Origin of the sequence: Mesorhizobium huakuii (assembly GCF_014189455.1) — a bacterium.
Lineage (GTDB): Bacteria > Pseudomonadota > Alphaproteobacteria > Rhizobiales > Rhizobiaceae > Mesorhizobium > Mesorhizobium huakuii_A.
On the sequence record NZ_CP050296.1, the window covers coordinates 3,226,680 to 3,240,589 of the forward strand.

Genomic DNA, 13,910 nt, shown 5'->3' on the forward strand with positions numbered 1-13,910 from the left:
TGAAACGAAAAGGCGGCCGCCGCGCTGGAGCCGGCAGCCGCCTCAAACAATCAAAAGCTTCCAGAAGGGGAATACCAATGACAATCCACTCGACACTGAAATCATCCATTGCCGCCATCATGGTGCTGGGCGCCGCCGGCCTCGGTCTTGCCACCCAGGCCGCCAATGCCGACGCTCTGGCTGACATCACCAAGGCCGGCACCATCAATGTCGGCGTCTTCGCCGACTTTCCGCCCTTCTCCTCGGCCAGCGCCGATATGAGCCTCAAGGGCTACGACATGGATGTCGCGCAGTACATCGCCGACACGCTCAAGGTGAAGCTCAATCCGGTCGCCGTCACCGGCCAGAACCGCATCCCCTATCTGAATGACCATCGCGTCGACATATTGATGAGCGTCGGCTACTCGAAGGAGCGTGAGCAGGTCATCGACTTCGCCGCCGCCTACGCGCCTTACTACATCGCGGTGATCGGGCCGGCGGCAATGACGGTCAAAGGCAAGGAAGACCTTGCCGACAAGTCGATCGCCGTCAATCGCGGCACGCTCGAGGATACCTCGCTCACCGAGGCCGCACCTGCCTCGGCCGACATCAAGCGCTTCGACAACTACAATTCGGTCATCCAGGCTTTCATCTCCGGCCAGACCCAGCTGATGGTCGTCGGCAACGATGTCGGCGCCCAGGTGCTGGCCAAGCAGGATGCGCTGAAGCCGGAGCAGAAATTCCAGCTGCTGACCTCGCCCTCGCATATCGGTCTCAACAAGAACGAAGACGGCCTGAAGAAGGCGGTCAACGACGCCATCGCCAAGATGCTGGCCGACGGCAAGCTGGACGAAAGCTCGAAGGCCTGGCTGAAGACGCCGCTCAATCCCGACAATCTCAAGGATTGAGTTCCCGTGGCCTTTGCCTGGCTTCCAGGTGCCTTGGGCGACATCGCGCACGGCGCGGCCACGACGATCCTGCTGATCGCCGTGACCACGCTGGCCGGGACGCTGCTCAGCATCCTCGGCGCCGCCGGACGGCGAAACGGCCCCGTGCTGCTGCGTCGGGCCATCGCCTGGTATGTCGAGGTGATGCGCAACACGCCGTTCCTGGTGCAGTTGTTCTTCATCTTCTTCGGCCTGCCCAGCCTCGGTATCCGGCTCGACCCGCTCCTGGCCGCCATGCTGGCGATGACGCTCAACATGGCGGCCTATACGATCGAGATCGTCGGCGCCGGCCTTGATGCCGTGCCGGGCGGACAGACGGAAGCCGCCCTGGCGCTGGGCTTGAGGCCACGCCAGGTGTTCATCAAGATCGTGCTGCCGCAGGCGCTGAAGATCATCTATCCGGCGCTGACCAGTCAGATCGTCATCATGATGCTGGAATCGGCCGTGGTGTCGCAGATCGCGGTGCGCGAGCTGACCTATGAGGCCGACATGCTACAGGCACGCACCTTCCGTTCCTTCGAGACCTATTTCGTCGTGACGCTGGTCTACCTCGCAATGTCGATGGCTTTGCGCCGCTTGCTGGTCACCGGCGGGCGCCGCGCGCTTGGAGCTGGCGTGTCATGATCGAATTCACCTTCTGGGACATCGTGCGCAACCTTCTGTTGGCTGCCCGCTGGACCGTGCTTTTGTCCCTGGCAGCCTTTATTGGTGGTGGCATCGTTGGCATGGTCGTGCTGTTCTTCCGCATCGCCAAGAACAAATGGAGCCGGCGCATCGCCTCCGGCTACATCGCCCTGTTCCAGGGAACGCCGCTGTTGATGCAGCTGTTCCTGATGTTCTTTGGCCTGCCGATGCTCGGCCTGCGCATCGAACCGTGGACGGCTGCGGTGCTCGGCCTGACCTTCTTCGCCAGCGCCTATCTCGCCGAGATATGGCGCTCCGGCGTCGATGCGCTGCCGCGTGGCCAGTGGGATGCCGGCGCCAGCCTTGGCCTGCACTATCTGCAGGAACTCAGGCTGATCATCCTGCCGCAGGCATTCTCGATCACCCGGGCGCCGACGGTCGGCTTCCTGGTGCAGCTGATCAAGTCGACCGCGCTGACCTCGATCATCGGCTTCGAGGAGCTGGTGCGGACCTCCAACGCCATCAACAACGCCACCTTCGAACCGTTCAAGGTCTATGGGCTGGTGGCGCTGATCTTCTTCGTCATGTGTTTCCCGCTGACCCAATATGCCCGCTCGCTCGAACGGCGCGCGGCGACCCGCTGAAGCAATTCCAGGAAAAGTGTCAAACGGTTTTCCGTCCGGAATTGCGTCAAACAAAGAGCCTTCCCTCCCTTCGCCACGCAACCGTGATTTGCGATAAGCCGGCCCGCGCCGCACTGTGAGCACCACGGCTTTTCGGGAGGGAGGGCGCTTTGGCGATGCAGGCGAAGTATCGTGTCGCTCTTGCAGGCCTGTTCGCCCTTTGGATGGCGCAGCCGGCTGCGGCAGCCGACCAGGCACCCAACCACGTCAGCATTCCGGCCGACGGCGAGAACGAGCCGGCGACGCTGGACGCGATGCTGTTCAAGCCGCAGGGGCAGGGGCCGTTTCCGGCGGTCGTGGCCATGCATGGCTGCAGCGGCCTGTGGAGCAGCAAGAACAAGACGGAACTCAGCCCGCGCCATGCCGATTGGGGCCAGCGCCTGGCCGCTCTCGGCTACGTCGTGATCTTTCCGGACAGTTTCGGCTCGCGCGGACTTGGCCCGCAATGCAAGAACGGCGACCGGGAGGTCGAACCCTATCGCGAGCGGGTGGAGGATGCCAACGCCGCCCGCCGCTATCTGCAGACGCTGGCCTATGTGAAGCCCGACGCCACCGCCTTGCTTGGCTGGTCGAATGGCGGCTCGACCGTCCTTTACACGGTCCGGCCGAAGGACAAACCGAAGCGGGGTTCGCCGGACTTCCGCGCGGCGGTCGCCTTCTATCCGGGCTGCTCGGCTCCGGCTGAGAAAGGCGATTGGGCGACCCGCGTGCCGCTTCTCATTGTGATGGGCGACGCGGACGACTGGACTCCGGCCGCGCCATGCAAAACGCTGGCGGACGCCAACCCCGACAGCGTCAAGCTCATCCTCTATCCCGGCGCCTATCATGATTTCGACAATGAGGCGCAGCCACTGCACGAACTGCATGGGCTGGCCTACACGGCCAATGGCGACGGTGTGGCGCATACAGGACTGAATCCGGCTGCCCGCGCGGCGGCGCTCAAGGACGTTCCCGACTTCCTCGCCGTGCTGAAGCAGTAGGGGGCATCAGACCAACCTGACTGTCGCCGGGCAAAACGGGGCTGTTGGCTTCAATGCTAGCATGCCAATGGCGGCGCCAGCCTCGGGCTGCACTATCTGCAGGAGCTCAGGCTGATCATCCTGCCGCAAGCCTTCTCGATCACCCGCGCGCCGACGGTCGGCTTCCTAGTGCAGCCCATCAAGTCGACCGCGCGGCCTTCGATCATCCTTCGAGGAGCTGGTGCGGACCTCCAACACCATCAACAACGCGACCTTCGAACCGTTCAAGGTCTACGGGCTGGTGGCGCTGATTTTCTTCGTGATGTGCTTCCCGCTGACGCAATACGCCCGTTCGCTCGAACGGCGCGCCGCCCATTGAGTGGAGAGTATGGTCAGGAGTTACCCTCTGCTAAGGCCAAGACGTTTGACCAACTCCTGCTGTTTCTCAAAGGCATCTGGTATACTTCCGTACTTCAATGATTGTGTACAATCGTCGAGTGCTTTCTGAAGTTCTCCTATCTGCATATAAGCGTAACATCGATTATTGTAGGCCACCGCCACATCATCCTTCCTGACGGACTTCTCGTCATATAGATACGTATATTTATTCAAGCTATCGATCGCCTCTGTAAACTCCTTTTTCGTATCGTATATCCAGCTGACGGTTATTGCCGCGCTCGCTCGGTAGCTATTTTCCGAATCAGCCACCGCAGTGAAATCATTCAACGCGGCGTCCATGTTTCCGAGTTCTTGATAAACGAGCCCGCGCCAGTATCTGGCTAACATGTTCCCGGAATCGTCGTCGACCGCCTTCGTGCAGTCGGCTAGCGCAGCCTTATATTCTCTCTTTTCGTAATACGCGTAGCAGATGTAGTGCTCCCAATCGACCTGGTTGCCGAGATCGAGAGCGGCGCGGCTATACGCGACAACGTCGTCAAACCGGGACTGATAGGAAAGAGGGTCGAGCATCTGAAGATAGATCGTTGATGTTGCCAAATCCCTCGCTGCCTCATCGGGAAATTCGCTCTTGTCTATGTCTCGAAGTGCCTCCCGATTCTTCGAAATTGCGTTGTCATAGAAGCCTTTCCAAGACCAGGACTGGGCGACGACAGCGTCTATGATGTAATCATTGTGGCCGGGATCGTTCTCGACCAACTGTGTGTCGCTGTGCATCGCGCTTGCGGCAAGTTGCAGTGCGGCGCCCGCATAAGTTTCGCCGCCGCTCGCTTGCAGCATATCGAGGAGGATGTCCTTTACGACCAATCCGAATTCATAGTGGTCGGCATGATCGTAGATTTGCAGGGCGGCAACGACCTCGTGCTCCAGGTCCGGCCCTGCCTGCTGTTTCATCAGCGTCCGGACGCAGTCTGTAGCATTGCTCCGATCACTAAAGAATACGCTGCATTCGATCGAATTGGCGATTAGGATTCTTCGGTAGAGGCTGACGTAGAGAACCTTGAGTGGAGAGTAGGGTTCTGTCTGCCCTGCATATCGATCCACGAACTGACGCATCGCCTGAACTGTTCCGCCCCAGCGCGGTTCGCGCATCGCAAGACCTTCATCATAGAGCGGGTAGTAGGCGGGAAACTTTGCAATCGCCTGCTCGAGAAAGCGCTGCTCCCCCGAAAAGTCTCCAAGGCCGCGCAAGATGATGAGCTTGAGGTAATAGGCATATGGGTTTGCGCCGTCCAATTCGATCGCACTTTCGACATCGGTCCGCGCCCGCCGCAGGTTGTCGTGAAAGGCAGCAAGGTCGGCAGGCAGCGTGTCATTGTCGAAACGATGGCCTCGTCTGAACCAGGCAGTGTCGTAGTAATACTGAGCGCGAACAAGGGTCGGCAGAGCCGCCTGCGGATCTGCAGAAACCCACTGGCTGAGACGGGCCTCGAACCGAACGTCGTTGTCATTCGAAATTGCGGCGATAAAATTGGTAAAGGGATAGTAGCGCCAAGCCGTAATGCGGCTCTTTGCAAGCACAGCTTCGCCAACCTGGCTGGCGGCCTCATAACGACCGTCGACAATGGCGTCCCGTACGGAGCGAGCGAGTTCCGACGGCAATTTATCCTTGCGAGACTTAGCTGCGAGGTTTGGTGTCTGGGTGTCGGCAGCGGCCGGTGTTTGCCCCCGAGCGACAGCTGGGGGAAGCGATAGAAACACCATCACGACGCATAGAAGGAGAGTTGCGGTCGACCCTAAAGGCAGGTGCCAGCGCATATGTATCCGCATATCCATGCCCGCTTCTCCCGTGACTGCTGTTGGTGGACAGCACGAAATCTAGCAATGCCATTGCCCTTCTAAGATTTGGCAAATATCCGAGCAGTATTTTTAAGGTTCATTGGTCAATCGCGGGAGCCGCCGCAGGGTTGGCGGGCCGCGGAGATGCTGGAGTGGCCGCCGGCCGCTTCGTACACTCTGGAGCAGGGCGTCTGGATCGATGATGGGATCGGGGCTTTGCGTGCGCTACCGCCAGCGGTGTCTGCTTTCAGACAACGGCAGAGCTTACCTCAACGTCCGACATGTGGCGCAAAGCAGATGTTTCGTGGGCCGACATGAAGGCTCCATTCAATGAGCCGCAATGTTAGGACATGACGGCCGCCAATCCGGCGACCGTCAGGTTCAATGCCCGAACGCCAACTGCGGTGCGATCCGGTCCCGCCGCAGCCAGCGCGTCAGAAGCAGCGCCGCCACCACGGCCAGCCCTGTCGACAGGCCCATCCAGATGCCGACGCCGTGGAAGCCGAAATGGAAGGCGAGCAGCACGCCGAGCGGCAGGCCGACGCCCCAATAGCCGATCGCGGCGTAGATCATCGGCACCTTGGTGTCGTGCAGGCCACGCAGCATGCCGGCGGCCACCGCCTGCGCGCCGTCGAAGACCTGGAAAAGTGCTGCAAACACCAGGAACGATACGGCGAGCGCGATCACACGGGCGTTGGCCGGGTTGGCGAGATCGATGAAGGCGCTGATCAGCAGATGCGGCCACAGGACCATCACCAGCCCCATCAGCGCCATGAACGAGACGCCGAGGACAAAGGCGGTCCAGCCGGCGCGCGACACGCCTTCCGGATTGCCGGCGCCATGCGCAAGGCCGACACGCACCGTCACCGCCTGGTTGAGGCCGAGCGGCACCATGAAGGAGATCGAGGCGATCTGGATGGCGATCGCATGCGCGGCCAGCGAATCCGCGTCGATCAGGCCCATCAGCAGTGCCGCCGCGTTGAAGATCGTCACCTCGAAGGCGAGGATACCGGCAATCGGCAGGCCGAGCCGCAGCAAGCCCTTGAAGCGCGGCCAGTCGGACCGCCAGAAGCGGCCGAACAGGTGGTAGCGCCGGAACTTCTTCTCCAGCATCACCACGACAGCCATGCCGACGAACATCAGCGTGCTGGACAGCGATGTGGCGAGACCCGAGCCGGCAATGCCCATGGCCGGAAAGCCGAGATTGCCGAACATGAACACCCAGTTGAAGCCGGCGTTGCAGGCGACAGCGACGAAGACGGTGATCAGCGCCCAGCCCGGCCGCTCCAGCGCCGAGATGAACGAGCGCAGCACGATATAGCCGTAGAAAGGCAGCACTGCCCATTCCAGCCAGCGCAGGTAGATGCCGGCCTGATGCGCCAGCGCGGGTTCCTGGCCCATGGCCAGCAGAATCGTCTCGCCGTGCCAGAGCACGAGCCAGATCGGGATCGAGATCAGGATCGCCAGCCACAGGCCCTGGCGCACGGTGCGGCGCAAATCGCGCACCGAATAGCGGCGACGGCCAAGCTCTGTGGCGATCATCGGCGACGTCGCCAGCATCAGCCCAAGGCCGAAGATCAGCGGCATGAAATAGAGGTTCGCGCCAAGCGCGCCGCTGGCCAGCGTATCCGCTCCAAGACGTCCCATCATCATGACGTCGGTGGCCGTCATCGCGGTCTGGCCGAGATTGGTCAGCACCATCGGCCAGGCCAGCGCCAGCGTCGCCCTGATTTCCTGGCGCCAAAGATTTTCCGGCGCGCGAGCGCCGGCTTCGATCGCAGACATTGTTCCGCTCTTTCCAGATACGGCACGTCGGCAAAGCGCCGGAAGCCGCATGTCAAACGGCAAAACCTTCGGTTTCGCGGCGTTTGCGTCAGCTTTTGGACGAAACGCGACATGAAGGCAAGGGAGGAGGGACAGTGAGCGATTGAGCCAGCGCCCTTCCAGGGGTGCCGTTGCCTCGTTCCCTTGCCGGCCGTGGGCTGTTACGGATTGCCTTGGAGATCGGCAGCCAGCGAGCCCGCCGGGAGGAATGGATGGCGTTCAGACAGCGAAAAAACCCGGCCGCGATCCCGCGCACAGCGCCGGCCTTCGAACATATCGTCACCGAGGCGAGCGACAGTTTCCTGTGGCGGCTCGACGACTATCCCTGGGAACGCAATGTCTGGAATTTCCACCCGGAGTACGAGATCCATCTGCTGCGGAAATCCTCCGGCGTGGTCCTGGTCGGCGATCACATCGGCGAGTTCGGGCCGGGCTATCTGACCATCGTCGGCGGCGGCCTGCCGCATGACTGGGTGACCGCGGTGCAGCCGGGCGAGCTGATCGAAGGGCGCGACATCGTCCTGCAGTTCGATGCGCAGAGGCTGCGTGGCTCGGCGGGCCTGTTGCCCGAACTGCGCGAGCTCGAGCCGTTCCTGGAACGGTCGCTGCGTGGCATGGTTTTTCACGGCCGCACGGCGCTGGAAGGCGCCGGACTGATGGAGCGGATGGGAACCGTGCATGGACTCGCCCGCCTCTGCCTGTTCCTCGAACTGGTCGACCTCCTGGCCAGGACCGACGAATACGAGCTCTTGTCGTCGCCGGATTTCTCGCCGGCTCTCGACGCCGCCTCGCTCGACATCATCCAGCGCACGCTGACCTATCTGTTCCAGCATTTCGCCGAGGATTTGAAGCTGCCCGACGTGGCCGAACGCGCCGGAATGAGCGAGAGCACATTCTCGCGCTTCTTCCAGAAGAACACCGGCAACTCCTTCAGCGACCATCTCGCCAAGCTCCGGCTCTGGCAGGCCTGCAAGCTCCTGGCCGACACCGATGTCGCGATCACCGATATCTGTTTCCAGGTCGGCTACATGAACATTTCCAACTTCAACCGCGCCTTCCTGCGCAAGCACAAGATGACGCCGTCCTCCTATCGCAAACTGTCGCGGCAGCGGCTGACGATGCGCGCATAAGCACGCCCTGAATCAACGGCTTGGACAAAATCGATACTCATGTGACGGAAGCCGTGGATGGCTACCGTATTTTGCGCTGCACAATGCATAAAAGTACAGGTTTGCTGCAACGGGGCTTCTAGCTTGCCCCGATTGAACTCCGCATTTTGGCGATGGGTGGCATGTCGCTCGGGCGATGGTGAGGATCGCAGAACCCGAGGACTTCCGCTTCCTGCGAGTGTTCCTGGAGGAGAAAAATCAATGAAACCAATTCGGCTCGCTGCGGGCTTGGGCGCAGCTTTCATGCTTTCCGCTACCGTTTCCACCATCGCATTGGCGCAGGCGCCGGTCTGCTCGGCGCCGGTCAAGGTGCTGGCGCAGCCGCGCGACGGCCTGACGCTTCTGGAGGACTCCAAGGCCGAGTTCGAGAAGCTCGCCGGCGCCGGCTTCCAGATCGACTATCTCAACGAGAACGACCGCCGGGCAAAATCGCGCGCCGATGCGTCCACGGTCGGCAATTACAACGTCTACTATGTCGACGAAGCCAATGTCGCGCTGTTTGCCTCGTCGAAATGGATCGTGCCGCTGACCGATTATTATCCGGCTGACTATGACTATGCCGACTTCGATCCCGGCCGCCAGAAGGTCGCCACCTATGACGGCAAGGTCTGGTTCGCGCCGCTGACCGGCGGCGGCGACCTGATGGTCTACCGCAAGGACGTGCTCGAAGCCGCCGGCATCCAGCCGCCCAAGACGCTGGACGAGCTGATCGCCGATGTGCCGAAGCTGACCAATGCGGACAAGGGCATGTATGGCATCGCACTGCGCGGCGCACGCGGCTCGGGCGCCAATGTCTGGCGCTGGATGCCCTTCTTCAAGGCCTATGGCGGCCAGTGGTTCGACGGCGACAAGCCGGTCTTCAACTCGGACGCCGCGGTCAAGGCGACCGAGACCTACCTCAAGCTGTTCAAGGATTCGGCCCCCGGCACGCAGACCGGCAGCTGGGATGAATCGACCGGCGCCTTCCTGTCGGGCCAGGTCGCCATCCTCGTTGAATCGACGCCGCTGTCGGGCATGGCGGTCGATCCGAAGACCTCGCAGGTGGTCGGCAAGATTGGCTTCCTGCCGCCGCCCTCGCCGCTGCCCGGCGGCGGTTACGGCCATGGCCTTGCCATCGCGGCGAAGGCCAATGCCGACGACGCTTCGAAGAAATGCGCCGGCCTGTTCATCGCCTGGGCGACATCGAAGGAAAACGAGAAGCGCCGGCTCGACGCTCATCAGTTCGGTGAACTGAACCGCACCAGCATCCTGTCCAGCAAGGAATTCGCCGATATCTACGGCGCCGACCTCGGCCAGGCGCTGGCCGAAACCGGCAAGGTCACGGCGGTCAACTTCTGGCAGGATCCGCGCTGGCCGGATCTCGGCGACCGCTGGGGCATCATCCTCGAAGAACTGGTCACCGGCACCCGCACCGACATTAAGGGCGGCCTCAACGAACTCGAGGCCTATGCCACCGAGCTGGCGAAGAAGAAATAGAGCCATCCTCCCGCCCGTGGCGCGCGGCCCGCGGCATTGTCCGCAATGCCGGGACCTGTGCGCCACGGGAACCTTTGCTCCCTAGAGCAATTCCAGGAAAAGTGTGATCGGTTTTCCGTCCGGAATTGCGTCAAAACTCTAGGAGAAATCATGCCGACACGATCGAGACGCAAGCGAGGATAGATGCCAATGGCCCGACGCACGTCGCTCCCTGTCACCTTCGTCGTTCCGACCATCGCCATCCTTCTGGTGCTGTCGATGGTGCCGACGCTCTACGCCATCGTCATCGCCTTGCAGAATCGCGAGTTGAGCACACCTGATTATTCCTGGGTCTGGCTGTCGAACTTCGTCGACCTGTTCCTCGACCGCCGTTTTCTCAACGCGGTCTGGGTGTCGGTGAAATGGGAGATCGTCACCGTTGTCGCGACCATGGTGGTGGCGATCGGGCTCGGCGTGCTGATGTTCGAGGTCGCCAGCCCACGCCTGCGCAATGTCTACTGCCTGCTGTTCATCATTCCGGTGCTGTTGCCGCGCGTCTCGGCCGCCTTCGTCTGGAAATTCGCCTACCATCCCCTCTACGGCATCGCCACCTACCCCTACCGATTGCTCACCGGCGGGCTGATCTTCGACCCGCTGTCCAAGCCGGGGACGGCCTTGTTCGCCGTCGCCTCGGTCGATGTCTGGCAGTGGGGGCTGTTCTTCGCCGTCATCGTGCTGAAGCTCTTGGAAACCCTGCCGCCGCAGCCGATCGAGGCGGCGCGGCTCGACCATGCCCGGCGATGGCAGATCCACGCCTATGTCACCTTGCCAATGCTGAAGGCGCCGCTGATCAGCCTGATGTTCGTCAAGATGATCGAATCGCTGCGCTCCTTCGACCTGATCTATGTCATGACCCGTGGCGGCCCGGGCGTGGCGACCGAAACGCTCGACATGTATGCCTTCTCGCAAGGCTTCATCGAATCCGGCAAGGTCTCCTACGCCTCGGCCATGGCCGTGCTGATGATGATCGCCACGGTCATCACCTTCACCATGCTGTGGAAGCGGGTGCAGGCATGAGACCGGGTCGCCTGATCGGCAGGATCGTGCTGGCATTTGCCGGCTTCATGGCGGTGTTTCCGCTGCTGTGGACTGCGCTCAATGCGCTGAAGAACAATGTCGACATCATCACCCGCGTGCCGCGCCTGGTGTTCACGCCGACATGGGCCAACATCGGCTATATCCTTGGCCGCGACAGCGTGCTGACCGGGCTCTACAACTCGGTCGTCGCCTGCGGCTCGGCCGTGGTGATCGGCATTGTCCTCGGCTTGCCGGCGGCTTACGCGGTGGCGCGCTATCCCAACCGCTGGGCCGGCGACATTCAGTTCTTCGTGCTGTCGCTGCGCTTCCTGCCGCCGGTGGCGGTCGCCATACCGCTGATGGTGATCTGGCTGCAGGTCGGCCTCTACGATACTTTGCCGGCGCTGATCATCACCTACTCGCTGCTCACCATCTCGGTGATCATGTGGCTCGCCATCCCCGCCTTCCAGAGCGTGCCGAAGGAGATCGAGGAAGCGGCCTTCGTCGATGGCTACGGCGCCTATTCGGTGTTCTGGCGCATCGCGTTGCCTGTCGCGGCGCGCTCCCTGGCAGGAGCGGTTGCCTTCAGCTTCGTGCTGGTCTGGAACGAATTCCTGATCGCGCTGATGCTGTCGAGTTCCAACGCCAAGACCTTGCCGATCGTCGCCTCGGAACTCTCCCAGCAAGGCATGAATGTGCCGTGGGGGATCCTCAATGCCTCGGTCGTGCTCTTGTCGCTGCCGCCGCTGCTGTTCCTCGGCGTGCTCAGCGGCTTCCTGAATTCCGTTTTCCGGCAAAAAAAGACTTGATGTGAGGATTTCCCGATGCGGGCACTGGTGCTTGAAAAAAAGGCGAACTGTCGTTGCGCGAGATCGCGCTGCCGCTCGATGTCGGGCCGGACGACGTCAAGATCGCCATCCACACGGTCGGCGTCTGCGGCAGCGACGTGCACTATTACACCCATGGCGCCATCGGCAGCTATGTCGTGCGCGCGCCCATGGTGCTCGGCCACGAAGCCGCGGGGACGGTTGTCGAGACCGGCGCCAATGTCGAGACCTTCAAGGTCGGCGACCGCGTCTGCATGGAGCCGGGCGTGCCGAACCTGTCCTCGCGCGCGACCAAACTCGGCATCTACAATGTCGACCCTGACGTCCGTTTCTGGGCGACGCCGCCGGTGCACGGTGTGCTCGCGCCCTACGCCGTGCACCCCGCCGCCTTCACCTACAAACTGCCCGACAATGTCTCCTTCGCCGAGGGCGCCATGGTCGAGCCCTTCGCCATCGGCATGCAGGCGGCAAGCCGTGCACGCATCGTTCCGGGCGATGTCGCCGTCGTCGTCGGTTGCGGCCCGATCGGCATCATGATCGCGCTCGCCGCGCTTGCCGGCGGCTGCTCGAAAGTGCTGATCTCCGATTTTTCCGCGCCCAAGCTGAAGATCGCCGCGCAATATGCCGGCATCGTGCCGGTCAATATAGGCGAGCAGTCGCTGGTCGATGCGGTGGCCGCCGCGACCGACAATTGGGGCGCCGATATCGTCTTCGAGGCGAGCGGCAGCCCGAAGGCCTTCGCCAACCTGTTCGATGTCGTGCGGCCGGGCGGCGCGGTGGTGCTGGTCGGGCTGCCGGTGGAGCCGTTGGCTCTCAACGTGCCGGCGGCGATCTCGAAGGAGGTTCGCATCGAGACGGTGTTCCGCTATGCCAACATCTTCGACCGCGCCTTGCAGCTCATCGCCTCCGGCAAGGTCGACCTCAAGCCGCTGATCACCGGCACCTATGACTTCGCCGACAGCATCAAGGCCTTCGAGCGGGCTGCCCAAGGCAATCCGGAAGACGTCAAGCTGCAGATCCTGCTCAGCGGCGAGAAAGGATGATCATGTCCGCGATCGTTTGCTCCCATGTCGACAAGGCTTATGGCGCCACCACGGTCATCCGCGACCTGAACCTCAGCATTGAAGAGCACGAATTCGTCGTCTTTCTCGGCCCGTCCGGCTGCGGCAAGTCGACCTTGCTGCGCATGCTGGCGGGGCTGGAGGACATCAGCGGCGGCGAGGTCTCGATCGGCGGCAAGGTGGTCAACGATCTCGATCCGGGCGACCGCGGCATCGCCATGGTGTTCCAGAACTACGCGCTCTATCCGCATATGACGATCTTCGACAACATCGCCTTCGGGCTGCGGCGCCAGAAGGTGCCTGCGGCCGAGATCCAGAAGCGGGTCGAAGCGGTGTCGAGGACGCTCGGACTGGAACCCTATCTCGGCCGCAAGCCGGCCGAACTTTCCGGCGGCCAGCAGCAGCGCGTCGCCATTGCCCGTGCGATGATCAAGACGCCCAAAGTGTTCCTGTTCGACGAGCCGCTTTCCAATCTCGACGCCAAGCTGCGCAACCATATGCGCGTCGAGATCGCGCGCTTGCACCAATCGCTGAAGACCACCACCGTCTATGTCACCCATGACCAGTTGGAGGCGATGACGCTCGCCGACCGCATCGTGCTGCTCAAGGAGGGTGTCATCGAGCAGATCGGCACGCCGGCAGAAATCTACCTGCGGCCCGGCAATATGTTCGCCGCCGGCTTCATCGGCACGCCGAACATGAATTTCGTCGAGGTGACGGTTGGCCGTAAGGCGGATGGCTGGACGCTGACCGGTGCCGGAACGGTGCTTTCGATCGAAGGTCGGGGTTTCCATCTGCAGCATGGCGACCGCGCCGTGCTCGGCATCCGGCCGCCGGACCTGAAGACGGCCAATGCCGAGATCGCCTGTATATTGCAAGGCACGGCCGACCTCATCGAATTCCACGGCAATGATGCGCTGGTGACGTTCGGCTCAGGCGGCAAGGAGATCAGCGCACTGGTTCCGGCACGCGAATGCCCGGTGCTGAATGCCCCTGTGCGCTACACATTCGAGGAAGAAAGCATCCATTTGTTCGACGCGACGTCGGGCGCGTCGCTGCGCAAGCAGTAG

11 protein-coding genes and 2 pseudogenes are annotated in these 13,910 nt (G+C 62.1%); 11 read left to right on the forward strand and 2 right to left on the reverse strand.

Going from position 1 to position 13,910, the window contains the following annotated elements:
* Positions 1-77 precede the first annotated feature (77 nt).
* The 5 genes and pseudogenes from HB778_RS16040 to HB778_RS16060 all read left to right on the forward strand — a co-directional run.
* Complete coding sequence (locus tag HB778_RS16040) at positions 78-887, forward strand: transporter substrate-binding domain-containing protein (RefSeq protein WP_183464716.1); 810 nt, start codon at positions 78-80, stop codon at positions 885-887.
* Positions 888-893: 6 nt separating this feature from the next.
* Entirely contained in the window at positions 894-1,550 is a 657-nt protein-coding gene (locus tag HB778_RS16045; protein WP_183464717.1) for an amino acid ABC transporter permease, read from the forward strand.
* Positions 1,547-2,194, forward strand: a complete 648-nt coding sequence (locus HB778_RS16050) for an amino acid ABC transporter permease (protein ID WP_183464718.1) — start codon at positions 1,547-1,549, stop codon at positions 2,192-2,194. The genes HB778_RS16045 and HB778_RS16050 overlap by 4 nt, the downstream gene beginning before the upstream one ends.
* A 155-nt stretch (positions 2,195-2,349) precedes the next feature.
* Positions 2,350-3,213: a dienelactone hydrolase family protein gene (locus tag HB778_RS16055; RefSeq protein ID WP_183464719.1), complete on the forward strand. Its 864-nt coding sequence runs from the start codon at positions 2,350-2,352 to the stop codon at positions 3,211-3,213.
* A 66-nt stretch (positions 3,214-3,279) separates the two neighbouring features.
* Positions 3,280-3,571: pseudogene (locus HB778_RS16060) on the forward strand (amino acid ABC transporter permease); the annotation flags it as partial.
* Positions 3,572-3,591: 20 nt separating this feature from the next.
* On the opposite strand, the gene HB778_RS16065 reads toward HB778_RS16060, so the two are convergent.
* On the reverse strand, positions 3,592-5,424 hold the full coding sequence (locus HB778_RS16065; RefSeq protein ID WP_183464720.1) for a tetratricopeptide repeat protein: 1,833 nt from the start codon (positions 5,422-5,424) through the stop codon (positions 3,592-3,594).
* A 384-nt stretch (positions 5,425-5,808) separates the two neighbouring features.
* Positions 5,809-7,212, reverse strand: a complete 1,404-nt coding sequence (locus HB778_RS16070; RefSeq protein ID WP_183464721.1) for an MATE family efflux transporter — start codon at positions 7,210-7,212, stop codon at positions 5,809-5,811.
* 251 nt (positions 7,213-7,463) lie between these two features.
* Here HB778_RS16070 and HB778_RS16075 point away from each other — a divergent pair, with 251 nt between their 5' ends.
* From HB778_RS16075 to HB778_RS16100, 6 genes and pseudogenes are all read left to right on the forward strand, one after another.
* The gene (locus tag HB778_RS16075) at positions 7,464-8,381 is read left to right on the forward strand and encodes an AraC family transcriptional regulator (protein WP_183464722.1); all 918 of its coding nucleotides are present in this window, start codon (positions 7,464-7,466) and stop codon (positions 8,379-8,381) included.
* A 240-nt stretch (positions 8,382-8,621) separates the two neighbouring features.
* Positions 8,622-9,896 carry an ABC transporter substrate-binding protein gene (locus HB778_RS16080; protein WP_183464723.1) on the forward strand — a complete coding sequence of 425 codons (1,275 nt, stop codon included), beginning with the start codon at positions 8,622-8,624 and terminating at the stop codon, positions 9,894-9,896.
* A 189-nt stretch (positions 9,897-10,085) separates the two neighbouring features.
* Positions 10,086-10,952, forward strand: a complete 867-nt coding sequence (locus HB778_RS16085) for a carbohydrate ABC transporter permease (protein WP_183464724.1) — start codon at positions 10,086-10,088, stop codon at positions 10,950-10,952.
* Positions 10,949-11,761 (forward strand): carbohydrate ABC transporter permease, encoded by an 813-nt coding sequence (locus tag HB778_RS16090; RefSeq protein WP_183464725.1) that lies wholly within the window; start codon positions 10,949-10,951, stop codon positions 11,759-11,761. The genes HB778_RS16085 and HB778_RS16090 overlap by 4 nt, the downstream gene beginning before the upstream one ends.
* A gap of 15 nt (positions 11,762-11,776) precedes the next feature.
* A pseudogene (locus tag HB778_RS16095) lies at positions 11,777-12,822 on the forward strand (NAD(P)-dependent alcohol dehydrogenase).
* 2 nt (positions 12,823-12,824) lie between these two features.
* Complete coding sequence (locus tag HB778_RS16100) at positions 12,825-13,910, forward strand: ABC transporter ATP-binding protein (protein ID WP_183464726.1); 1,086 nt, start codon at positions 12,825-12,827, stop codon at positions 13,908-13,910.

Bases quoted from the DNA above. Each gene is read 5' to 3' on its own strand.
- HB778_RS16040 (WP_183464716.1), top strand. From the start codon at position 78: ATGACAATCCACTCGACACTGAAATCATCCATTGCCGCCATCATGGTG.
- HB778_RS16050 (WP_183464718.1), top strand. From the start codon at position 1,547: ATGATCGAATTCACCTTCTGGGACATCGTGCGCAACCTTCTGTTGGCT.
- HB778_RS16055 (WP_183464719.1), top strand. From the start codon at position 2,350: ATGCAGGCGAAGTATCGTGTCGCTCTTGCAGGCCTGTTCGCCCTTTGG.
- HB778_RS16065 (WP_183464720.1), bottom strand. From the start codon at position 5,424: ATGGATATGCGGATACATATGCGCTGGCACCTGCCTTTAGGGTCGACC.
- HB778_RS16070 (WP_183464721.1), bottom strand. From the start codon at position 7,212: ATGTCTGCGATCGAAGCCGGCGCTCGCGCGCCGGAAAATCTTTGGCGC.
- HB778_RS16075 (WP_183464722.1), top strand. From the start codon at position 7,464: ATGGCGTTCAGACAGCGAAAAAACCCGGCCGCGATCCCGCGCACAGCG.
- HB778_RS16080 (WP_183464723.1), top strand. From the start codon at position 8,622: ATGAAACCAATTCGGCTCGCTGCGGGCTTGGGCGCAGCTTTCATGCTT.
- HB778_RS16085 (WP_183464724.1), top strand. From the start codon at position 10,086: ATGGCCCGACGCACGTCGCTCCCTGTCACCTTCGTCGTTCCGACCATC.
- HB778_RS16090 (WP_183464725.1), top strand. From the start codon at position 10,949: ATGAGACCGGGTCGCCTGATCGGCAGGATCGTGCTGGCATTTGCCGGC.
- HB778_RS16100 (WP_183464726.1), top strand. From the start codon at position 12,825: ATGTCCGCGATCGTTTGCTCCCATGTCGACAAGGCTTATGGCGCCACC.